The 24,185-nt window shown below is 34.5% G+C and carries 21 protein-coding genes and 1 pseudogene; 8 read left to right on the forward strand and 14 right to left on the reverse strand.

What is annotated here, in order from left to right; genetic code table 11:
* Positions 1-9 precede the first annotated feature (9 nt).
* Positions 10-771, reverse strand: a complete 762-nt coding sequence (locus NAT50_RS09625; protein WP_250593067.1) for an exodeoxyribonuclease III — start codon at positions 769-771, stop codon at positions 10-12.
* Between the two features lie 159 nt (positions 772-930).
* Positions 931-1,554: a hypothetical protein gene (locus NAT50_RS09630; RefSeq protein WP_250593068.1), complete on the reverse strand. Its 624-nt coding sequence runs from the start codon at positions 1,552-1,554 to the stop codon at positions 931-933.
* Between the two features lie 348 nt (positions 1,555-1,902).
* Here NAT50_RS09630 and NAT50_RS09635 point away from each other — a divergent pair, with 348 nt between their 5' ends.
* Complete coding sequence (locus NAT50_RS09635; protein WP_250593069.1) at positions 1,903-3,723, forward strand: GNAT family N-acyltransferase; 1,821 nt, start codon at positions 1,903-1,905, stop codon at positions 3,721-3,723.
* Positions 3,724-3,750: 27 nt separating this feature from the next.
* Positions 3,751-4,110, forward strand: coding sequence for a DUF805 domain-containing protein (locus NAT50_RS09640; protein WP_250593070.1), 360 nt, complete (start codon positions 3,751-3,753; stop codon positions 4,108-4,110).
* A gap of 35 nt (positions 4,111-4,145) precedes the next feature.
* Here the strand turns inward: NAT50_RS09640 and NAT50_RS09645 are convergent, their stop codons facing one another.
* The 9 genes and pseudogenes from NAT50_RS09645 to serS form a co-directional block, all read right to left on the reverse strand.
* On the reverse strand, positions 4,146-4,427 hold the full coding sequence (locus NAT50_RS09645) for a TM2 domain-containing protein (protein WP_250593071.1): 282 nt from the start codon (positions 4,425-4,427) through the stop codon (positions 4,146-4,148).
* Positions 4,428-4,438: 11 nt separating this feature from the next.
* Positions 4,439-4,849, reverse strand: coding sequence for a DUF805 domain-containing protein (locus NAT50_RS09650; protein WP_250593072.1), 411 nt, complete (start codon positions 4,847-4,849; stop codon positions 4,439-4,441).
* Positions 4,850-4,965: 116 nt separating this feature from the next.
* Positions 4,966-5,328, reverse strand: a complete 363-nt coding sequence (locus tag NAT50_RS09655; protein WP_250593073.1) for a hypothetical protein — start codon at positions 5,326-5,328, stop codon at positions 4,966-4,968.
* A 43-nt stretch (positions 5,329-5,371) separates the two neighbouring features.
* Positions 5,372-6,325 carry a 2-hydroxyacid dehydrogenase gene (locus NAT50_RS09660; RefSeq protein ID WP_250593074.1) on the reverse strand — a complete coding sequence of 318 codons (954 nt, stop codon included), beginning with the start codon at positions 6,323-6,325 and terminating at the stop codon, positions 5,372-5,374.
* A gap of 224 nt (positions 6,326-6,549) precedes the next feature.
* A complete protein-coding gene (gene mgtE, locus NAT50_RS09665; protein ID WP_250593075.1) occupies positions 6,550-7,902 on the reverse strand; it encodes a magnesium transporter in 1,353 nt (450 codons plus the stop codon).
* Positions 7,892-8,672 (reverse strand): annotated as a pseudogene (gene rsmA / locus NAT50_RS09670) (16S rRNA (adenine(1518)-N(6)/adenine(1519)-N(6))-dimethyltransferase RsmA). Before rsmA ends, mgtE begins: the two are co-directional and overlap by 11 nt.
* A 157-nt stretch (positions 8,673-8,829) precedes the next feature.
* On the reverse strand, positions 8,830-9,141 hold the full coding sequence (locus NAT50_RS09675; protein WP_250593076.1) for a DUF4286 family protein: 312 nt from the start codon (positions 9,139-9,141) through the stop codon (positions 8,830-8,832).
* A gap of 59 nt (positions 9,142-9,200) precedes the next feature.
* Positions 9,201-11,045 carry a tetratricopeptide repeat protein gene (locus NAT50_RS09680; protein WP_250593077.1) on the reverse strand — a complete coding sequence of 615 codons (1,845 nt, stop codon included), beginning with the start codon at positions 11,043-11,045 and terminating at the stop codon, positions 9,201-9,203.
* Positions 11,046-11,145: 100 nt separating this feature from the next.
* Positions 11,146-12,417, reverse strand: coding sequence for a serine--tRNA ligase (gene serS / locus NAT50_RS09685; RefSeq protein ID WP_250593078.1), 1,272 nt, complete (start codon positions 12,415-12,417; stop codon positions 11,146-11,148).
* Positions 12,418-12,573: 156 nt separating this feature from the next.
* On the opposite strand from serS, the gene NAT50_RS09690 reads away from it, so the two are divergent.
* The 6 genes from NAT50_RS09690 to NAT50_RS09715 all read left to right on the forward strand — a co-directional run bounded on the left by NAT50_RS09690 (position 12,574) and on the right by NAT50_RS09715 (position 20,657).
* A complete protein-coding gene (locus tag NAT50_RS09690; RefSeq protein WP_250593079.1) occupies positions 12,574-12,957 on the forward strand; it encodes a hypothetical protein in 384 nt (127 codons plus the stop codon).
* 67 nt (positions 12,958-13,024) lie between these two features.
* The gene (locus NAT50_RS09695; protein WP_250593080.1) at positions 13,025-17,359 is read left to right on the forward strand and encodes a CusA/CzcA family heavy metal efflux RND transporter; all 4,335 of its coding nucleotides are present in this window, start codon (positions 13,025-13,027) and stop codon (positions 17,357-17,359) included.
* A 2-nt stretch (positions 17,360-17,361) separates the two neighbouring features.
* Positions 17,362-18,492: an efflux RND transporter periplasmic adaptor subunit gene (locus NAT50_RS09700; protein ID WP_250593081.1), complete on the forward strand. Its 1,131-nt coding sequence runs from the start codon at positions 17,362-17,364 to the stop codon at positions 18,490-18,492.
* 293 nt (positions 18,493-18,785) lie between these two features.
* A complete protein-coding gene (locus NAT50_RS09705) occupies positions 18,786-19,433 on the forward strand; it encodes a metal-dependent transcriptional regulator (protein ID WP_250593082.1) in 648 nt (215 codons plus the stop codon).
* 4 nt (positions 19,434-19,437) lie between these two features.
* Positions 19,438-20,256: a ZIP family metal transporter gene (locus tag NAT50_RS09710; protein ID WP_250593083.1), complete on the forward strand. Its 819-nt coding sequence runs from the start codon at positions 19,438-19,440 to the stop codon at positions 20,254-20,256.
* 11 nt (positions 20,257-20,267) lie between these two features.
* The gene (locus tag NAT50_RS09715) at positions 20,268-20,657 is read left to right on the forward strand and encodes a hypothetical protein (RefSeq protein WP_250593084.1); all 390 of its coding nucleotides are present in this window, start codon (positions 20,268-20,270) and stop codon (positions 20,655-20,657) included.
* Positions 20,658-20,810: 153 nt separating this feature from the next.
* Here NAT50_RS09715 and feoB read toward each other — a convergent pair whose 3' ends face one another.
* From feoB to NAT50_RS09730, 3 genes are all read right to left on the reverse strand, one after another.
* Positions 20,811-22,901, reverse strand: a complete 2,091-nt coding sequence (gene feoB / locus NAT50_RS09720; RefSeq protein ID WP_250593085.1) for a ferrous iron transport protein B — start codon at positions 22,899-22,901, stop codon at positions 20,811-20,813.
* Positions 22,898-23,140 (reverse strand): FeoA family protein, encoded by a 243-nt coding sequence (locus NAT50_RS09725; RefSeq protein ID WP_250593086.1) that lies wholly within the window; start codon positions 23,138-23,140, stop codon positions 22,898-22,900. Before NAT50_RS09725 ends, feoB begins: the two co-directional genes overlap by 4 nt.
* 78 nt (positions 23,141-23,218) lie before the next feature.
* Entirely contained in the window at positions 23,219-23,887 is a 669-nt protein-coding gene (locus tag NAT50_RS09730) for an SCO family protein (RefSeq protein WP_250593087.1), read from the reverse strand.
* Between the last annotated feature and the right edge of the window lie 298 nt (positions 23,888-24,185).

Raw genomic sequence — 24,185 nt, forward strand, 5'->3', positions numbered from 1 at the left:
TTTGAGGTTTTATTCAATTTCTACATATACAGGGCAATGATCAGAATGTTTGGCTTCGGGCAAAATTAAAGCTCGTTTCATTCTATCTTTTAAAGGTTCTGAGACCAAATTGTAATCGATTCTCCATCCCTTATTGTTGGCGCGAGCATTAGCGCGATAACTCCACCAACTGTAATTGTGTGGCTCTTTGTTAAAATGACGGAAACTATCAACGAATCCGGACTTCATAAAAGCATCTAACCAAGCACGCTCTTCGGGTAAGAAACCAGACACCTTGGCATTTCTGATAGGGTCATGGATATCGATGGCTTCGTGACAAATATTATAATCGCCACAGATCACCAAATTAGGAATTTCCTTCTTGAGTTCATTAATGTATTTCTGAAAATCGTCCATATAGGCAAACTTATGATCCAATCGGTGAATGTTAGTCCCCGAAGGCAAATACAAACTCATAACCGAAAAACCTTTAAAATCGACACGAAGATTACGACCTTCTTTATCCATATAATCGATTCCAGTTCCGAAAACCACATTTTCAGGTTCTGTTTTGCATAAAATGGCCACTCCGCTGTATCCTTTTTTCTCAGCAGGGAAATAATATTGGTAGGGATATCCTGCCATCTCGATATCCATCACAGGGATTTGGTCTTGAGTAGCTTTGATTTCCTGAAGACAAATCACATCAGGATCAGCAACTTGCAACCAATCGAGAAAACCTTTGGTGATTGCGGCTCTAATACCATTTACGTTATAAGAGATAATTTTCATGAATTGTCTATTCGTTTTTTCAAAAATAAATAAAAAAAGGAGCTATTACTCTTTTTAAAAAATTATTTATTAACCAAAAGTCATAACCGACTCTCACATGTAAATTTAGAGCTGTCTTGCTTTTGGTTTTAAAATATCAATAATGTTTAGTGGTTTCCATTACTTTATCGATTTTTTATTAATATCTTTCATTATTTTTTTATAAGCACCAAGTATCATGGTGTTTATCGAACTTGAAAAATTAATATCATCATTGTCTTGTTTTAGTTTTGAAATAGCAATAGCTTTTTTGCTGTACACCAAAAATTGATTATCTAAATCATAAACATTTAACTCTACTAAGATTTTTTTCTCTTTGAGATCCTTCTTAAATTTGTGGTTAGTAAAATCTACAGCATTAAATTCATTTTTAATGACTTTTGCTCTAATATCTATTAAATAATTATACCCTGTAGTTTTATTAATCTTAGCTAATTCAGAAGGTGATTTATTTAAATCGATACCAGGAGTAATTAAGAACTCTTTTACATCCTTTGCTAAAGAAAAACGACTATCTAATATTTTCGAAAAATCATCTTTCGCTAATTGTGATAATTTTTGTTTAATTTCATTGGGAGCTACAACTTCTTTTAAAATCCATTTTCCTGTTGTTAAATTCAACCCTGTTCTCATTTCACTATTTTCAAAATAGTAATTTGTAATACTACATGAAGATGTGAAAATCAAAATAAATAACACACCTGTTATTCTACATACAAAACATAACTTTTTATTTTTTATCATTTGAATTTATTTTATCAAAACTTTAAACTATTTCTATAATCATCATAACATGCAGAAACTTTTTTCTCCACTCTGAAATCAAATGTCTGCTTTTTTAAATTAAAATTCTATTAATCTTAATATTTATCTTAGAGATATGTGAATAAAAAATATCATTATCTGTTCTAATCTTCATTCACCAAAATGATACTGAAAATTCGTACTGTAAAACTTTAAACCCTTTTCTTCAAAAGAAATAAAAACTTTAAATAGATGTGAATGTAGAAAAATCTATATAAGGAATTCAAATAAAAACAAAAAGTATCTAACTTTTGTTATCTTTGTGATTCGCTAAAAATGAATGAATGAATGGGTTTAGTTACCGCTAAAGAAGTTGCAAAAGCAATAAAGACAGACAAATACGGATTTTTGGGTACTTTCTCCGGATGGATGTTGATGAAAGTGCTTCAAATTTCTACTTTAAACAAAATTTACAATCGTAATAAACACCTTAAAGATGTAGCCTTTTTAAATGCTATTTTAGATGAATTTCAGATTAAATTCGAAATCCCAGAAGAAGATCTAAAACGTCTACCAAAAGACGGGGCTTACATTACGATTTCTAACCATCCTCTTGGTGGTATCGATGGCATATTGCTGTTAAAATTGATGCTGGAAAGAGAACCCAATTTTAAAATTATTGCCAACTTTTTATTGCACCGAATAGAACCGTTGAAACCTTATATTATGCCGGTTAATCCTTTTGAAAATCACAAGGATGCCAAATCAAGCGTAATTGGTTTAAAAGAAACTTTTCGTCATTTGAGTGACGGGAAACCCTTGGGAATGTTTCCTGCCGGAGAAGTTTCTACTTACAAGGATGATAAATTGGTTGTAGATAAAGAGTGGGAAGAAGGTGCTATTAAAGTAATTCGAAAAGCGCAAGTTCCTGTAGTACCTATTTATTTTCACGCGAAGAACAGTAAATTATTCTACATCCTTTCTAAAATTAGTGATACGTTGCGCACAGCCAAACTGCCTTCCGAGCTGCTAACACAGAAAGACCGCGTAATAAAGGTACGTATCGGAAAACCTATTTCAGTAGCTGAACAAAACGAATACGAAACCATAGAAGAATACACCGATTTTCTTCGCAAGAAAACCTACATGTTGTCTAATGCCTTCGAAAAGGACTCTAAACTATTGCAGACTCCTATTCTGAAGACACCTAACAAACCTGCTAAACAAATTGTTACCGGAGCCAATCAGGAAAAAATGATTGCTGAAGTAGAAAAACTGCGAGGCAAAGAAGCTCGATTATTACAGAGTAAAAACTACGAAGTTTTTTTAACTACAGCCAATGAAATTCCGAATATCTTACACGAAATTGGACGCTTACGCGAAATTACGTTCCGTGCGGTAGGTGAAGGAACCAACGAGTCTACGGATCTCGATAAATTTGATCAATACTATCATCATATGTTCCTTTGGGATGATGACACCAAACAAATCGCAGGAGCTTACCGAATGGGATTGGGAAGTGAAATTTATACCAAATATGGCATCAATGGATTTTATCTTCAGGATTTGTTCCGTTTCGAACCGGAATTGTACGATATGATGAGTAAATCTATCGAAATGGGACGTGCGTTTATCTGTGCCGAATACCAACAAAAGCCTATGCCTTTGTTTTTATTATGGAAAGGTATTGTACACACTACGTTGCGCTATCCGGAACACAAATTCTTAATTGGTGGCGTGAGTATAAGTAATCAGTTTTCCGATTTTTCAAAATCGCTTATGATTGAATTTATGAAATCGCACTATTACGATCCGTATATCGCGCAATACGTTCACCCTAAAAAAGAATACCGCGTAAAACTAAAAGATGCCGATAAGGATTTCATCTTTAACGAGACGGAAGCCGATTTAAATAAATTTGATAAAATTATTGATGAAGTAGAACCGGGTAACTTACGCTTACCGGTACTAATAAAAAAATACATCAAACAAAATGCGCGTGTAGTAGCTTTTAATGTTGACCCATTGTTTAACAATGCCGTTGATGGTCTAATGTACATTCGTATAGCCGATTTACCAGAAAGCACGGTAAAACCCGTTATGGAAGAATTTCAGGCTGAATTAGAACGCAAGCACGCAGAAGAAACAAACAAAAAAACCGAAGACTAAAATAAAAACTAACTTAAAAACTAACTTATGAAATATTATTTAGACGTTCTAAAAAAATATGCCGATTTTAACGGTCGCGCAAGAAGAAAAGAATATTGGATGTTTGTACTTTTCAATATGATTTTCACTTACACTCTATTGTTTGTTGATATTTATTTACAAATTGGGGTATTAAACTTAATCTATAGTCTAGCGTTGTTAATTCCTTCCATTGCGGTTGCTGTAAGAAGAATGCATGATGTAGGTAAAAGTGGTTGGTTCATTCTAATCCCAATTTACAATTTAATTTTAGCGGTTACAGAAGGTGAAAAAGGACCGAATGAATACGGGGAAGATCCTAAAGGTTCTGGAAACGAAATCGAAGAAATAGGTATAACACAAGAATAAAAAAACCGAAGATTAATCTTCGGTTTTTTGTTATTTTAAAACCATGCTTTTTTATTGGCTTGATACGTTTGATAAAATTCTTCATCGGATTTAGTGAGATAAATAATTCCTTCTATGAATCCAATCATACTACCCAATCCGCAAGTTACAACACTTATCACCAACTGAATAATTCCTTCTGTGGTATAGCCTAATATAAATTTATGCACCCCGAAACCTCCAAACAGAATCCCCATTACACCTGCTAATACTTTCTTATTTTCTTGTTGTGGTTGCGCCGGTTGGTTCCAGTCTTCTCTTGATTTTGATGTTTCCATAATAATTCGAATTAATTATTCTCTACCTGACCAATTTCATTAATTGATTCTAAAGTATTCTTAGGATCTTCCCCGTATTCATTAGAACCTTTGGTTCCCTCTGTCAAGAATAAAACCAATAACCAAATTACACCAATTAAAGGAACTAAAGCAATTAATAAAAACCATCCGCTTTTGTTCACATCGTGCAATCTTCTTACAGCAACAGCTAAACCAGGAATTAAAACAGCTAAAGAATATAAAGTATAAAGGGGTCCGTAGCCAATATTTTCAAAAGCTAAACCTGCTACGTTGTCAATAATCATTAATGCAATTGCAATAATTAGATTTGCTAATGTATAGAACCAATATTCACTTCTTCTGGCTCTTCCATTAAAATTAGCGTAGTTCTCAAAAACCACTTTTTTGTACCATTCAATCATAATTTTTAGTTTTTTAATTTGTTTACCCTACTCTTTTCTGGATTTTCAGAAACTCCATGTTGAATGCAATGTATAAAATTTTAACAAAATATTTGCAAAAAATATTTTTAAATCCATTATTGTTCTAAATCATGCAAATGATGTGCTCTTTTATACAAAATCGTTGTGGCTAATATCAGAACTATTCCTTCAAGAGTAAATAAAAACATAGTATCTATTGTTCCCGAAATATAAGTACTCCCAAGACCAAAAACCGCTAGCCCGACCCCCAATATCAGTACTTGCAATCTTGCTTTATGACTCCCAATTAAAATGTGCTGGAAAAGAATTAACAAATTAAGACCTGAAATCAACATCATAATTGACGAATAAAACCAAATGATCCGCACGCTATTTGCCGCCGGAGCTTGAATTTCACCTTTGTCAATATGCTCTAAAACCGCTTTCATTCCTAGAAAAGCATGTGGAAAAAAACTCAAAATTGAAATAACTCCAATAGCAAAAACCAAATAATAAGAAGCTCTATTTATGGTACAATTTTTTGATTTTATCGACAATTACCTGAGCCAATCGTTCTTTACTTTCGAAAGTCCATCCAGCTATATGTGGTGTTAATAAAACATTTTCAGCATTCAGAAGGTATTCAAAAGCAGGAGGCCTTTCTCCTTCAAATAGTGTTTCAAAAGATAATTTTTCATATTCCAAAACATCGAGACCGGCGCCTAATATTTTACCCGATTGTAACGCCTCGACCAAGTCAGCGGTAACAACACTTTTTCCTCTAGCCGTATTAATAAACCAAAAAGGTTTCGAAAACGCATTTATAAACTCTGCATTAATCATACCGTCTGTTAACGGTGTCCAAGGAGTATGCAAACTTAACACGTCTGCTTTTTGCTGTAATTCTTGTAAAGTTACCTGACGTACATTTTCATCGCCCACATTTTCAAGAATATCAAAGCACAAAACCTCTGTATCGAATCCTCTCAATTTTTTAGCAAACGATTTCCCCATGTTTCCATAACCAATAATCCCTACCGTTTTACCATCGAGTTCATGACCTCGATTGTGTTCTCTTTTCCAATGACCGGCTCTAATTTCTTTATCGGCTCTGTTTAGGTTGTTAAAAAGTGAAAGCAACATTCCTAAAGCATGTTCCCCCACGGCATTCCGATTGCCTTCAGGAGCTGCTATGAGTTGAATTCCTTTGCTTTGCGCATACTCACAGTCGATACTTTCTAAACCGGCTCCCACCCGTGCAATGAATTGAAGATTTGTGGCCTGATCTAAAAAAGTTCGATCAATTTTAAAACGACTTCGGATAACAATTCCATGATATTCAGAAATTTTAGCTTCGATGGCTGCTTTGGAAGAAGTAAAATCTTCAAAATTTTGAAAACCTGCTTCCTGCAATTGCTCCCAAAGAAGCGGATGATTACTGTCTATGTGAAGGATTTTAATAGCGGAATGATTCATTTTTATGCTCTGTAGTTTCTCAAAGTTATTTAAATTGATTTTATTAACGAAAAATTCATCAAGGTATTTTAAGACTGTCTTAGAAGTAGTTTTTTATGTTACAAAAAAAACAGCCTTTTGTAACGATTGTAGTTACTTGACTGTTGAAAACATTTTTATTCGAGAATGCTAGGCACAAATATGTACTTAGAGAAAAGGATAATTATCTTTTATCTAAAAGCACTTTAGAATCCTAAGATTACTCTAGCAATAGAAAAATAGATCAAAATTCCCAAAATATCATTACTGGTAGTAATAAACGGTCCGGTGGCCAATGCAGGATCTATTCCGTATTTATTTAAAATAATGGGAATGAAAGTTCCGTTGAGTGAAGCAATAACAATGACCGAGATCAATGCAACGGTAACGGTAATACCAATATGGGCTTCAAAATTCAACAAATAATAACTTCCTAAAAATAATATTGCTGCAAGAATAATCCCGTTTAACAAACTGAGTGAAAGTTCTTTCAATAAACGTTCAACTATACTCCCAGTTATAGCATTATTAGCTAAACCCTGAACGATAATCGCCGATGATTGTACTCCAACATTTCCACCCATAGCGGCAATTAGCGGTGTAAAAAAGAAAAGTTCCGGATGCGACTGCATAGCAGGTTCAAAAAAACCAAGCACTTTTACACTAATAAATCCACCAAATAATGCTAAAACTAACCATGGTAAACGCGCTCGTGTTAAATGCCAAATACTATCGTCGGCTTCTACATCCTGAGAAATACCGGCTGCTAACTGATAATCTTTGTCGGCTTCTTCTTTAATCACATCGACAATATCATCAATCGTGATACGACCTACCAAACGACCCATTTCGTCTACCACGGGAATCGCCTCCAAGTCATATTTTTGCATGATACGGGCAACCTCAACATCTTTAGTATCTACTTTTACATAATCTACTTTTTTGATGTAAACGTCGCTGATAGGAGTTTTTGTAGATGTGGTTAACAAGTCTTTCAAGGACAAACGCCCTTTTAAGCGATCATCGTCATCTACCACATAAATAGAATGTACTCGAGTAACGTGTTCTGCCTGAGATCGCATTTCTTTCACACAGGTTAGAACATTCCAATTTTCATTTACTTTCACCAACTCCTTCCCCATCAAACCTCCGGCTGTATCCTCGTCGTAACGTAAAAGATCGACAATGTCTTTGGCGTGTTCCACATCCTCTAATTCGGAGATTACCTCTTCTTTTTTAGACTGTGGAAGTTCGGCAATAATGTCCGCAGCATCATCGGTATCAAGTTCATCCAACTCTTCTGCAATTTCTTTTGCCGAAAGATTTCGAAGGATTTTTTCACGAACTTCTTCATCAAGTTCTAGTAAGGCTTCTGCCGTTTTTTCGGAATCTAAAACCTTAAAGACGTAGCTGGCACCATAATCGTCCAGTTCGTCCATAATTTCAGCAATATCAGCAAAGTGGATATCGTGCAACAAGTTTTCTAATTCTTGCGCACGGTTTTCACTGATAAGTTGTTCGATTTGAACAAGAAAATCTCTGCTGATTTTAAACTCCATCGGCTTTTATTTTTTGAGTGAGTTCTATGAATTGCTCAACCGATATTTGTTCCGGTCGGAGGTCAAAGATACTATCTTCTCTTAAAATATTTGATAGGTTGAGTGATTTTAAGCTATTTCGAAGTGTTTTTCTTCTTTGGTTGAAAGCCGTTTTTACAACCGTAAACAACAATTTTTCATCACAAGGCAAATGATAATTTTCTTTTCGAATCATTCGCATTACTCCGGATTTGACTTTGGGTGGCGGTGTAAACACGTTTTCGTCTACTGTAAACAAATATTCTACATCATAGAAAGCTTGTGCCAAAACAGATAAAATTCCGTACACTTTGCTTCCTTTTTTAGAACAAATACGTTCCGCTACTTCTTTTTGAAACATTCCCGAAAATTCAGGAATCTGATCTCTTAGTTCTAAGGCTTTGAAAACAATTTGAGAAGAAATATTGTATGGAAAATTTCCGATAATAGCAAAAGGCTCTTCTCCAAAAACCTCTTTTATATTGTATCTTAAGAAATCTTCAGAAATAATTTTACCATTCAATTTACTGTAATGATTTTGAAGATATGCTACCGATTCGGTATCTATCTCAATCACATAGGTATCGATAGGTTTCTCTAACAGATATTTCGTTAAAACACCCATACCCGGACCAATTTCTAAAACTTTTTTATACTCTTTTAGTGTTAATGCATCCGCTATGCGCTGTGCTATACTTTCATCGTTAAGGAAATGTTGTCCGAGATGTTTTTTTTGCTTTTACTTTATCCATTGAAATGGTTTATGATGGGTATTATTTGGTATTTTTCTGTTTGTAGTAAATTTCGATTGTACTCAAACCTATTTTGAATAACTGATTCTTTGACTTCTTTTTTATTTATAAATTGAAAAAAGAATTGTTTTCTTGTTTTGGCAATTTCACTTTTTCTTTAATGTTCGGAAACCAGTTCCAATTCTGTTCTGAAAGCCAACATTTTATCGCCAAATAGCTGTAATCCTTCCAAGCGTAATCGTTCTGCATCTTCATCATAATAGCGTTGCAACGTTTCTTTGCTATCCGTAGTATATTGTACAGAATAGGTAACTCCTCCCATTTCTTCTTCAACTAGCACCTTAACCAATCTCGCTGCACTGAATTTTCCTGTAGCTAAAACATCGGCAATGTGTTTGTTTTGCATCCAATCCATCCATTGATCATGGACACTTTCATGTATATTAATGGTTACATTATAAAGAATCATTTGTGTAAAATTTAAATTGATTATTTGTTTTTCCGTTCAAGAATGGCTACGATACAATGTTATAAATGGGTATCTCCTCTTAATTTTCTGAAATTGTTCCTTGCCTCTACAAAATAAATACTATCCTGGTGATTGAACAAGATTTTTTCATATAAACTCTTGGCTTTCTCTATTTCCTGAGTGTTCTTTCTGTAGATTTCAGCAGAAAAAAACAAAGCTTCATCTATGTAGATATCTTCTGAAAACCTATCGATAATTTGCTGATAATACGTTAAAGCTTCTTGCCAGTTGCCTTGTCTTTCATAAATTTTACCTATTTCTAATAAAGCTTCATCTTCGATACCTTCTCCCTTATGCTCCATTAAAATTCTTTTAAACTGTTCTAAAGCTTCGGTATTTTTATTTTGATAACTCAAAAAATCGGCATGAGCAAATTTCTTCAAAGCCACTTGTGTAGAATCTTCCACGGTATTGTCTGAAATTAACAAAAACATTTGCAGCGCATCGTTTGCGATTAACTGTGACGTAGAGGATTTCAGAACTTTAAACTGTTGTTGTGCCCATGTAAAATCACCTTTGTAGTAACTTGCTTTTGCCATTTTTAAACTCGACTGATGGCCGATGGCATCGTTTGCCAATTCTTCTTCAACCTGAGCATAATAGATAATCGCCTGATTGAATTTTTCATTCAACAATAAAATATCCGCCAATTCTAATTTCACTTCCGCTCTTTGATACGGATTTAGTGAAAATGCTAAAGCATTAGTCAAACCAATTCTTGCTTCTTCAATTTTTTTCAAATAAAAAGCTTCAAAATGAGCTTTTAAAATCTGTAACTGTACCGTGTTTGCGGATGTTCCGTATTGTTGCAATAACTGATCTGTTTTTTGTGAAATAACCGGATAGTCCGAAGGTGTAGCGTTTTCAATATCCAATTTTAACAATGCATAATTCACATCGATAAGAATATCCGTTTGCTGTGAATTTTCTAAGACAAATTCTAAAATCTCTCGCTGGGTATCCTTTTCATTTTCCTGAGCAACTAAATGTGCTAAAGCTAGAATATTGTTGAAATTATCCGGATTACGTCTGTAAATGGCTTTTTCTTGAATAAAGGCTTTGGCGTACTCTTTTTGTTGTACGAAAAACCAACTCATGAATTCATTCCAAAATAAGTCCTGATTTTTTTGAGTTCTTATCAATAATGCTTTTCGAAGTTGTTCCGCAAAACTTTTACTGTGGTCTTCTATCAAAAAACGATTCAACTGGTTTTGTACCAAAAGTAAATTATTGGGGAATTTATAGGCATAATCCAATAGCGCATCAATCATTAAATCGAATTTTCCTAATTGCCCTTGCAATAAGGCCGTTTGATAATCGAAATTAATTTCCGGATTTAATTTCTGTCCTAAACTATACGCATCAATTGCTTGTTGTACCAATACTTTATTTTCGAATTCACGGGCAACAGCGTAAACATAATTCGGGTTTTCGTTGATTTTTTGTAGCGCGATAGTATAATTTTTTTGCGCTTTATCTAACTGATTTTGCAATTGATAATTATACCCTAATTCGACATACAATTGTGGTTGTTTGGTTCTATCCAGTTTCGATTTGATAGCATTTTCAGCTTTTTCGTAATTTTTAAGTTGTTGGTAACAACCTATCAATTTCTGAAAATATTGATTACTATTGGGCTGTACACGCAACAGTTCTTCATAAATGATTACGGCTTTATCAAATTCACCTCGATCGTAATAATTTTGCGCCAAGTATTCATTCCCTATTCTTTGCTGTGGTTGTTGTTCTTGGGACTTTCCTCCTGGAGGTGGAGTTACAGTGAAAGTTTGCGAAAAAACCGCACCAAAAAACATCAGAAATATTATCTTGATAAAAACTCTCATCCCTAGTAAAAAACAATGTACTAAGGTAGCAATAATTTTGCCACTTTAGTACATTTTATGGTTTTGTTTGAAATTAAATCTAATCTACTTTAACTGCTTATTAGTTAATAATGTCGAAACCTGTATATTTTCTTAGCACTTCAGGAATAACAATACCTTCTGGTGTTTGATAATTCTCTATAATACCTGCCAAAACACGTGGCAAAGCCAATGAACTTCCGTTTAAAGTATGGGCTAATTGTGTCTTTCCGTCTTTTCCTTTGAAACGTAATTTCAATCGGTTAGCTTGGAATGTTTCAAAGTTTGACACCGATGAAATTTCTAACCAACGATCTTGTGCTGTAGAAAATACTTCAAAATCATAAGTCAAAGCCGAAGCAAAGCCCATATCACCGCCACACAAACGCAATACACGGAACGGTAATTTTAATTCACGCATGATCTCTTTAACGTGTTCTACCATGCCGTTTAATGCTTCATGAGAAGAATCTGGATGCTCAATACGAACGATTTCTACTTTATCGAATTGGTGTAAACGATTTAACCCACGCACGTGTGCTCCCCATGAACCTGCTTCGCGACGGAAACATGGTGTGTATCCAGTGGCTAAAATAGGCAAATCGCTTTCCTGAAGAATCACATCACGGTAAATATTGGTCACAGGAACTTCAGCCGTCGGAATAAGATACAAATCGTCTTTGGCATCGTGGTACATTTGACCGTCTTTATCCGGCAACTGTCCTGTACCATAAGCAGAAGCTTCATTAACCAAATGCGGTACTTGAAATTCTTGGTAACCAGCATCTGTGTTTTTATCTAAAAAGTAAGAAATAAGCGCTCGTTGTAATTTGGCTCCTTTCCCTTTGTAAACTGGAAAACCCGGTGCCGTAATTTTAGTTCCTAATTCGAAATCGATGATATCGTATTTCTTAATTAATTCCCAATGCGGTAAAGCTCCTTCGTGCAAAACCGGAATATCTCCTTCTTGATGTACATTCAGATTGTCATCAGCCGATTTTCCTTCCGGAACAATATCTGCTGGAGTATTTGGTAATTTATATAATTCATTCGTTAAGGCTTCCGAAAGAGTATTTAACGTTTCGGTTAATTCTTTACTTTTATCACGTAACTGAGTCGTTTTTTCTTTTAAAATTTCGGCTTTTGCCTTTTCTCCGGATTTCATTAAACCACCTATGTCTTTGGATAATTTATTGGATTCAGCTAAAATATTATCCAATTCAACTTGTGTGGCACGGCGTTTTTCGTCCAATGCAATTACAGAATCAACGATAGCGGTAGCATCAAAATTTCTTTTGGCTAAAGCCTTGATCACTTCTTCTCTTTTTTCTCTAATAACTGCTATTTGTAACATGACATAAATTTTATACAATCGCAAATTTAGCAATTAGAGCCTTGCAAACCCATAAAAACAAAAATTTATTTAATTTGAATATAAATTAGTTAATAATGATTATTTTTAACCTTAGATTAAAACAATTTTTATGATTATCATTATACCTTTGCTATAATGAAAAAATGGTTTTGTATATCTTTCCTAGTAATGTATTTGTTTTCAATGACAGAATTGCATCAGTTATTGAAAGCTCCTTTACTGATAGAACATTACTTTGAACACCAATCGAAAGATGAACAGCTGGATTTAATTACTTTCTTAGAAATTCATTACTTAAATGGAGATCAGATTGATGCGGATTATGAGAAAGACATGAAACTCCCTTTCAAGTCCTTTCAAGACAATCATCCTAGTGTTGTGGTAACAATTCCTCAGGATCCTTATAATTTAAATTTCGCCCCTGTAATAGAATATCCTAAACAGCCTTACATTCAGAAAAGTCAGGTGTTGTATTCTAATTACTTTTCTTCCATCTGGCAACCGCCTAAAATAGCTTAATCGTTGTATTGGTTAATGACTTTATAAAAGTCTGAAAAATATATTTTTACGATTAAACTTATTACTTATGTTAAATAAAATCATCGAGTTTTCTGTAAAGAATAAACTCATAGTGGCATTGTTTACCTTTATGCTTATTGGCTTTGGTATTTACAATGTACAAAAATTACCTATTGATGCTGTTCCTGATATCACAAACAATCAGGTACAAGTAATTACCGTTGCGCCTTCTTTTGGGGCAACCGATATTGAACGATTGGTTACTTTCCCTATTGAACAAGCCAACAACAATATTCCTGGATTAAAAGAAATCAGAAGTTTTTCCCGTTTTGGATTATCCCTTGTGACTATCGTATTTGAAGATGACGTTGACGTTTATTGGGCAAGACAACAAGTAGCCGAACGCTTACAAATGGTACAGAGTCAATTGCCGCAAGGTATGGGTTCTCCTCAACTTGGACCCGTTTCTACCGGTTTAGGAGAAATTTACCAATATGTAGTTCGTGCCAAAGAAGGTTATGAATCGAAATACAACGAAACCGAATTAAGAACGATTCAGGATTGGATCATTAAACGACAATTATCGGGCGTTAAAGGGGTAGCCGAAGTGAGTAGTTTTGGAGGTAAATTAAAACAGATTGAAATCAGTATTCAACCTAACAAACTAAATGCTTTAGGTGTTACCATCAATGATGTTTTTGACGCTCTGGAAAAAAACAATCAAAATACCGGTGGAGCCTATATAGAAAAAGAAGCGTCAGTTCTTTTCATTAGAAGTGAAGGCTTATTAAAATCTAAAGAAGATATAGAAAATATCGCTGTAACCACCTCTAAATCGGGTATTCCTTTATTATTGAAAGACGTAGCTCAAGTCAACATAGGATTTGCCACTCGTTACGGAGCCATGTGTTATAATGACAAAGGTGAAGTTTCCGGAGCTGTTGTAATGATGCTTAAAGGAGCCAACAGTAGCGAAGTAATTAAAAACGTTAAAGACCGTATTGCTCAAATTCAAAAAACATTACCTGAAGGCGTAGTCATTGAACCGTTTCTTGACCGAACAAAAATGGTTAACAATGCCATTCATACCGTAGAAAAGAATTTGATAGAAGGTGCTTTGATCGTTGTTTTCGTTCTAGTACTTTTTCTAGGTAACTTACGCGCCGGGTTTTTAGTAGCTTCGGTAATTCCTTTAGCGATGTTATTTGCCATCATCATGATGAATCTTTTCGGGGTGAGTGGTAATTTAATGAGTTTGGGTGCCTTAGATTTTGGACTAATTGTAGACGGTGCCGTAATTATTGTTGAAGCCGTAATTCATCACATCTTTATTTACCAAAAGAAAAAAGATGCTCCAGCTTTAACCCAAGAAGGTTTGGATCAGGAAGTAACTTCCTCTGCCAAAAAAATGATGAACAGTGCCGTTTTTGGACAAATCATCATTTTAATGGTGTACTTACCTATTTTCACCTTACAAGGTATCGAAGGAAAAATGTTTAAACCAATGGCACAAACCGTAGCTTTTGCTCTAATTGGCGCCTTTATTCTTTCCTTGACTTACATCCCAATGATGAGTACTTTGGTTTTGAAAAACATTAAACACAATCCTAAAAGTTTTTCAGAACGTATGATTGCTTATCTGGAGAGAATTTATAAAATAAGACTAGAACAAGCTTTACACCACAAAAAGAAAATTCTTGTAGGTACTTTGACTGCTTTTGCTGGTTCGCTTGTAATCATGTCTTTTTTAGGTGGAGAATTTATCCCCGCTCTTGAGGAAGGTGATTTTGCAGTAGATACGCGTGTATTGACTGGAAGTAATATTTCAACCACCATAGCATCAACCCAAAAAGCAGCACACATCTTAAAAACCAGATTCCCGGAAGTGGAAAAAGTAGTCACAAAGATTGGTAGTGGTGAAGTGCCTACAGATCCAATGCCAATGGAAGCGAGCGACATGATGGTAATTCTGAAAGACAAAAGCGAATGGACTTCTGCTTCTAACTTCAAAGAATTATCAGAAAAGATGAGCGAAGCCTTAAAAGATGTACCAGGTATTACCGTTGGATTCCAATACCCGGTTCAAATGCGATTCAACGAATTAATGACGGGAGCTCGACAAGATGTTGTTTGTAAGATTTTTGGAGAAGATCTTGATACTTTAGCCAAATATGCCGATAAATTAGGTAAAGTGGCTCACAGTATTAAAGGAACCAAAGACTTATACGTAGAACCTATAGGAGGAATGCCTCAAGTAGTATTAGAATATAACAGACCTGCAATTGCTCAGTACCGATTAAACATTTCGGATGTTAATAAAATAGTCAACACCTCATTTGCTGGTCAAACTACTGGGTTGTTATTTGAAGGTGAAAAACGTTTCGACATCGTTGTAAAATTAGATGCCAACGCTAAACAAAATATCGATGACATCAAAAACCTTTTAATCCCTACGCCCTCGGGATCACAAATTCCATTATACCTAGTAGCAGATGTGAAAATTATCAGTGGTCCTAACCAAATTCAACGTGAGGATACCAAACGAAGAATTGTGGTAGGCTTCAATGCCGATCGTGACGTACAAAGTTTAGTAGGCGAATTACAAAAGAAAGTAGAGAGTACTATAAAATTCCCTGAAGGATATTATGTTACTTATGGTGGGAGTTTTGAGAACTTAAACGAAGCCAAAAATCGATTGATGATTGCTGTCCCTCTTTCTTTATTGATGATCTTTTTTATGTTATACTTTGCTTTCAAATCGGTAAAACAAGCCTTACTCATTTATTCTGCTATTCCACTATCTATGATTGGAGGAATAATTTTCTTAGCTTTACGAGGAATGCCATTCAGTATCAGTGCCGGAATTGGATTTATTGCACTATTTGGTGTAGCCGTACTTAACGGTATTGTACTAATCGCGGAATTTAATAGTCAAAAAGCAAGCGGTTTAACCGACTTGAAACAAATTATCATGAACGGAACACAAAACAGATTACGTCCTATCCTGATGACTGCTTTGGTAGCTTCACTGGGTTTTTTACCTATGGCACTAAGTAACGGATCAGGCGCCGAGGTACAACGTCCTTTGGCAACCGTAGTAATCGGTGGATTATTGGTAGCAACGTTTTTAACCCTATTCTTACTCCCTATTTTATACACCTATTTTGAAAATTGGTCTGGTTTTTCATTCAAGAAAAATAAAACCAATCTGACCATTATTACTCTATTAATTGGATTTTCAGGATTTAGTCAAAATCCTATTACGTTAGAAACGGCATTAAAAATAGCCACAGAGAATAATTTGACCTTAAAAACTGAAAAACAAAAGGTTGAAGCGAGTAAAGTCCTCATCAAATCAGCCCGTGAGGTTCCGCCAGTGACAATTAGTGGAGAAGTAGGCCAACTAAATAGTGCTTATACCGACAACAAATTTGGTGTAAGCCAAAATATTAGTTTCCCTTTTGTGAATGCTAAGAAAAAACAATTGCTGCAAGAACAAGCCAAAGGAGCAGAACTATATTATAAGTTATCAGAAAATGAACTAAAAAAAGCAGTGACGCAAACCTATTATGATTTGTCAAATGTGATTGAAAAAGAAAAAGTTTACGTAACTATCGATTCAATTTACGGTGAATTCCTGACTAAAGCAGCGCTCAGACTTCGTTTAGGGGAATCGAACCATATTGAAAAATCTTCTGCTCAATTGCAAAAGTCGAAAATTGTGGCGGAGTTGAACAAACTCAAAGAAGAAAAAAATCAGTTACAATTGCATTTTATCTATTTATTGCAATCGGAAGAACAATACCTTCCCATAGCTAGAGATTTTAAAATTGGTTCTTTCAACAGTAATGAATTTGTTACCAAAAATATCTTCTCAGACATCATTGAGCAAGAAAAAAAAACCAATAAATCCGAAATTTCAGCGCAAAAAGCTCAATTAATCCCAGAGATTTCTGTAGGTGTTTTTAGTACGACTATGAAAGGAATGGGTGCCGATGATAAATTATATGGCAGCAGTGATCGCTTTAATTCTTTTCAAGTAAACTTAGGTCTTCCTATATTTAATGGCAGCAACAAAGCTCGCAGAGAAGCATTACAAATTCATCAAGAGATTTTAGGAACTCAATCGGAAATTCAAAAGCAACAATTGCAAAATCAATACGATGTCTTTTTGAAAAAATACAATAACGATTTGGTTTTAATCAAAAGTTATGAAGAAGAAGTTTTACCAGAAGCAAAATTAATTGCCAATTCTGCCAACAAACAATTCTTCAATGGTGAAATTAACTTTTTAGAATGGTCGGTTCTCATGAATCAAGCACAAGAAGTAAAAATAAATTATTTGAACACCATCAAATCCTATAACGACAACATCATTCAAGTTTTATACTTTAAATCATAATCATGAAAACTATAAAAAACATATATCACCTATTTTTTGCTGCAATAGTTTTAGCTTCTTGCGGACAAAAAACAGAAACAGCGGAAAACAAAGAAGCTACAAACGAATTTGAGGTAGTTTTGACAGAAAATCAATTGAAAAATTCAAAAATTGAATTGGGAACATTGGACCAAAAACCGGTTTCCAATACTATTAAGGTCAACGGAAAAATTACTTTGGCACCAGAAGCAATAGCTACAATCAGCATGCCTTTGGGAGGCTATGTAAAAGCCATCAAAGTAATGCAAGGAATGAATGTTCGAAAAGGACAAGTTTTAGCTGTGGTTGAAGATCCTCAATACGTACAATTACAACAGGATTATCTGACTACTAGACAACAACTAACTTTCGCCAACAAAGATTTTAACCGACAAAAAGAGCTGAATGCCTCTAAAGCAGTTAGTGATAAAACCTATGAAATGGCGCAAAGCGAATTGGCGAAACAAAAAATCACGTTAAAATCATTAGAAGAAAAATTAAAACTTATAGGTGTTAACCCTTCAACTTTAACCGCAAATAACATTTCTAAATCTGTTTCCATCTATTCTCCTATCAACGGATTAGTATCTAAAGTAGAAATAAATTTAGGTAAATATGTTAACGCTTCCGATATGCTTTTCGAAGTTATCAATAACCAGCATATGTTCTTAAAACTGAATGTATATGATAAAGATGCTTCAAATCTGTACATTGGTCAAAAAGTAACTGCATTTAGCAACAATACTTCGGACAGCTATAATACTTCTATTTTATATGTGAATAGAAATATTAACGAAGAAAATGCCGTGGAAGTGATTACCAAAATTAATAATGTTAACGGAAAACTGATCCCTGGAAATTATATGAATGCTGTCATCGAATCACAAAACAATAATGCTTTCGTTCTAAACAACGAGGCTATTGTGAATTTTGAAGACAAAAATTATGTGTTTGTTAGCGACAACAATACTACTTTTAGAATGATTGAAGTGGAAGTTGGTACAAAAATGAAAGACTACACCGAAATTAAAAATTCATCAGTGCTATCTAACAAAAAAGTAGTTGTTAAAGATGCCTATACCCTTCTAATGGTATTGAAAAACAAAGAAGAATAAAAACCTAAAGAGTGGTTTATCTGAAAAGGATCGACGAAATATTTCTTCAATAGATTCGGTTCAACTGAAATGAGAAGAAAACGAAATTTTAAATGATCCAAAAGAGATAAACCACTTTTTATATGCCAATCCTTCGGCATAAATCAAAACTCCCATTTTTTTCTTATTACAATAAAAAACAATGCCTTTTAGTTCAGGGATATACTTTTATTTGTTTATTTTTTAGTCTAATCTAAAAATATTTTTTATTTATTTGTAATAAATATTTATTTTTGACTGAAAAATACATTTTTGTGACACATTCTGAGGAAAATTATCTAAAAGTTATTTATCATCTGTCGTCGGCTTCTCCCAAAGGAGTAAATACCAACGCCATTGCTGCTATGATGGACACCAAAGCTTCATCGGTAACAGATATGATCAAGAAACTAGCCGAGAAAGAAATGGTTTTGTACCAAAAATACCAAGGCGTTTCTCTTACCGAACAGGGTTTACTAGCTGCTAAAATGATCGTAAGAAAACATCGTTTGTGGGAAGTTTTCTTGGTAGAAAAATTAGACTTTTCATGGGACGAAGTGCACGATGTTGCGGAAGAATTAGAACACATTAAATCCGAAAAACTCATCAATAAACTCGATGCTTTTTTAAATTTTCCGAGCGAAGACCCTCATGGCGATCCAATCCCCAATCAATATGGAGAAATTCAAAAGACCGACAAACAATTACTCTCCGAAGCAACGGTAGGCAAAAACTACATTTGCGTGGGAGTGAAAGACTCTTCGTCGGCCTTTCTGCAATACCTCAACAAACAAAAAATTGCTTTAGGAACTCCAATGAAGATTCTCGAAAAAGAAACTTTCGATCAAACCTTATTGGTAGAAATTGAAGGGGAAGACAAAGTTTTGTCACATAAAATAGCAAGTAATTTATACATAAATTAAGAATATGTTCGAAAACCTAATCCAATATTTTGAAAGCATCGATCCCGTACTCGCGGCATTATATGCAACCTTGTTTACTTGGTTTCTCACCGCTTTGGGAGCTTCCTTCGTGTTTTTCTTTAAAGCCATGAACCGTACTGTTCTCGATGGAATGCTGGGATTCACTGGAGGAGTCATGGTCGCAGCGAGTTTTTGGAGTTTACTAGCTCCAGCCATAGAAATGAGTAAAGGCGACGGATTTGTTAAAGTCATGCCTGCCGCGATAGGTTTTTTTCTAGGTGCCTTATTTATATTTGCCTTAGATAAAACCTTACCCCATTTACACATCAATTTTAAGGAAACAGAAGGAATAAAATCGCCTTGGCAACGCACCACTCTTTTAGTATTGGCCATTACACTTCACAATATTCCGGAAGGTTTGGCCGTTGGGGTATTGTTCGGAGGAGTCGCAGCAGGAATACCAGAAGCATCAATTGCAGGAGCTTTGACGTTAGCTATAGGTATAGGAATTCAAAATTTCCCCGAAGGAATCGCAGTAGCTATGCCACTTCGAAGAATGGGAATGAGCAGAAGAAAAAGCTTTTTATACGGACAATCATCCGCAATAGTAGAACCCATTGCAGGGGTATTGGGAGCCGTAGCCGTGAGTTTTTTCACCCCTATTTTACCATATGCTTTGGCATTTGCAGCTGGTGCAATGATCTTTGTTGTAATTGAAGAAGTTATTCCCGAAACACAATTGGATAAAAACACAGATATTGCTACTTTAGGATTTATTGGCGGATTCATCGTTATGATGACGCTTGATGTAGCATTAGGTTAACCGAATTACTCATGAAAAAACTAACATCACTACTAATTGCAAGCTATATTTTGATAGGTTGTGCCACAACTCAAAACCAAAACATCATCAATCAGAAGTTGGATTCCAAACAAAACAAGGAGATTGTTTTAATAAAAGTACTCAACGATTCCCGTTGTCCGGAAGGTGTGCAATGCATTTGGGCAGGTGAAATTACGTTTGAAGTAGCGGCCTATGAAAACCGTAACCTTGTAGAGCAAATACAATTAACCCTTTCTCCAAACAAAGAAGCGGCAGCCATAAATTGGTTTAACAAACATTTACCGCAACAAAAAGCCCAAATAACAAAAGTCTCGATACTCCCATATCCTAAAAAAGAAAAGAATATCGAACCAACGGAATATTACATACAGCTACAATAATCCTCTGTAAAATCAACAACAAATTACAAAAGCATTATTTACAGCCACAATCGGTACCGCATTTTCCTTTTGACTTCTTGCTTCCGAAAAACTTCTTAAACAGAAACCAAACTGATATTCCTAATACACCAAAAGCTATAAATTCTTGAATCATTATTTTAGTAATTGATAAGCAATAAAAGCAACCACATAAGCAAAGCCCGACATAAAAACGAGTTGAACTACAGGCCATTTCCAAGAATTCGTTTCTTTTTTGGTAATTGCCAAAGTACTAATGCATTGCATTGCAAAAGCATAGAACAACAATAACGAAATTCCTGTTGCGGGATTAAATAATTTTTCCCCAGTCAAAGGATTGATTTCTTCCGATAATTTATTTTTAATTGTTGCATCCTGATTTTCGGAATCTTCAATACTATAAATCGTAGCCAATGTTCCCACGAACACCTCACGAGCAGCAAAGGAAGACACAATGGCAATACCTATTTTCCAATCATATCCTAAAGGAGATATTACTGGCTCTATCGATTTTCCAATTCTACCTATATAGGAATTTTCCAATTTATAAGAGGCTACTTTGGCATCAAAATGCTCATCTTTAGGCAACTGACTTGCCAAGATCTCTTCCGCTTTTTCAAATTTTTCTCCAGGACCATAAGACGCTAAAAACCACAAAATAACCGATAAGGCCATGATTATCTTTCCTGCACCAAAAACAAATGATTTGGTTTTTTCAACCACATTAATGGCTACATTTTTAAACATTGGCATTTTATAGTTAGGCATTTCAACTACAAAATAGGATTTAGAATCAATTTTAAGGGTTTTGTGCAATATCAAAGCGGAAATAAGTGCCATTAGAAAGCCTATAAGATACATCGCCATAAGAGCAAAACCTTGCAAATTAAATACCCAGAAAATACGCTGATTAGGAATAATCAGAGCAATAATAATAGCATACACCGGTAATCTTGCGGAACAAGTAGTGAAAGGAGTTACTAAAATAGTTATCAGGCGTTCTTTCCAATTTTCTATATTACGGGTGGCCATAATAGCAGGAATAGCACAAGCAGTTCCGGACATTAAAGGCACGACACTTTTCCCGGATAAACCAAATTTTCGCATCGATTTATCCATTAAAAAAACAACGCGACTCATATAACCACTTTCTTCTAAAAGAGATATAAAAAGTGACAAAAAGGCAATTTGAGGAATAAAAATTACAATTCCCCCAATGCCAGGAATAATTCCTTGTACAATCAGATTAGTCAAGACACCGGCAGGCAATATTCCTTCTACCAACGACGCTAACGAAACAAAAGCATTATCAATAAAGTCCATTGGAACGCTTGCCCAATCGAAAATGGCTTGAAAAATCAACATCAAGATAAAGAAAAAGATCACGTAACCCCAGACTTTATGCATTAAGATTCGATCGAACTTACTTCTGATATCTTTTGCCGAGTTAATATCGATAGTTTGTCCTACTTTCAGGACATCATTAATAAATTGGTATCTTTTGATCGTTTCCTTGTGTTGCAATCTTTTTAACTGATCTTTCGATCTGGTAAAAGAACTGGGCAACTCTTTACGGTCTAAATTGACAAAATTGACATCTTGTGTAATTACCAACCATAATTTGTATAACGATTGCGTTGGGAACGCTTTACGTAAATTATTAAAATATTCTACATCAATCTCCGAAGCATTCAAACAAGGCTCGGTAGGTAAACTCCTGAAATTAACAATCAAGTTTTTTAGTTCTTCAATTCCCTCTCCTTTTCTAGAACTTACCAAAGCAATTTTGGTTTTAAGCATTTTTTCCAAATAAGGAATGTCAAGCGAAATGCCTTTATAGGACATTCTATCGGCCATATTAATCACTAAAATGGTAGGAATTTCAAGATCTTTAATCTGAGTGAAGAGGAGTAAATTACGTTTTAAATTCTCTACATCAGTAACCACAATAGCTACATCTGGATAATCTTTATCGTTTTTATTAAGAAGTAACTCAATAACCACATTTTCGTCTAGCGAACTGGCATTCAAACTATAAGTGCCCGGTAAATCTAAAATTGTAGCTTTAAGATTCGATGCTAATTTGCAAACACCCGTCTTTTTTTCTACTGTAATCCCGGGATAATTGCCCACTTGTTGATTTAACCCTGTTAACTGGTTGAATACGGAAGTTTTCCCAACATTAGGATTCCCGATTAATGCAATGTTAATATTCCCTACTTTCATAATTTTTCTTCATTGGGAATTTCTACCATAATAGCCAAAGCTGTTTCCAATCTAATGGCTAAATGCGAATCATTAACATTTAAGTACAAAGGGTCTCCAAAAGGAGCTACCTGCAGTAATTGCACTTCGTTTCCAGGCAAACAACCCATTTCGAGTAGTTTTAGAGGAACCAAATCAATATCGAAATCCTGAATGATTCCTTTTTGACCAATTTGTAGTTGAGCTAAATTAATTTCCACTTATTTAGATTGAATTAAGATTACAAAGTTACTAATTAAAATTCATTCTAAATATGATAAAAATCAAGAGATTCGAATTTATTCTTTTTCTAACAATAAATTAATGTCCTCCAATAATTTTTCAACCTCTTCTCTTTTAGTGCCGTCATAGAAACCTCGAACGCGTTTTTTTTGATCTACCAATACGAAATTTTCGGTATGCACCATATCGTATAGCTCTTCGGGTTTTCCAGTCTTAACAGCCAAATAAGATTTTCGTGCTATGTAGTAAATATCTTTTTTGTCTCCAGTCACTAGATTCCACTTCGCATCAATCACTCCCTTTTTTTGTGCATATGCCTTTAGTACAGGTACACTATCAATGTCAGGCGTTACTGAATGGGACAAAAGCATTACTTTAGGATTGTTTTTTATTTGTTCTTGTAACCAAACCATATTATCGGTCATTAGTGGACAAATAGTAGGACACGTAGTGAAGAAAAAATCGGCTACATAAACTTTTCCTTCGTAATCCTTCGAAGTAATTGTTTTTCCATTTTGATTGGTGAAAGCAAAATCGGGGATATAATGATGGTTGGCGATATGCTGAACTGTAGTATCGACTAACTCCGGATTCACCATTGAAGGTGTATAAATCGGTAAAGTTTTTTTAGGTTTTAAAGCAAAATAAAACAAGGTAATACAAGCCACCGAAATTACAGTTATAGTTACAATAAAAAGTCGGTATTTTTTGAAGAGAGCCATCATCTTGAAAAGTTTCGGTAAAATTACTACATATAATTAAATCCTGAAAAAAGAAAAAAAGGATTGTGAAAACATTAAGTATTCAACTAAAGAAAAAAACCTTCACTCACAAATTTTAGATTCTTTAAAGGATATATTTTTACAACTCTAAACACAATGTTAAATAAGTGTAAAGCATTAGATAAATAATTATTTTTGGTTTCTATTGTAACGGACACGTTAAAATATCAACTAATTCTTACTGTAACCATCAAAAATGTAAAAATGAAAAAAGTAACTCTAAGTGTCTTAACTCTGCTAA

Source organism: Flavobacterium luminosum, from assembly GCF_023635005.1.
GTDB classification, from domain to species: domain Bacteria; phylum Bacteroidota; class Bacteroidia; order Flavobacteriales; family Flavobacteriaceae; genus Flavobacterium; species Flavobacterium luminosum.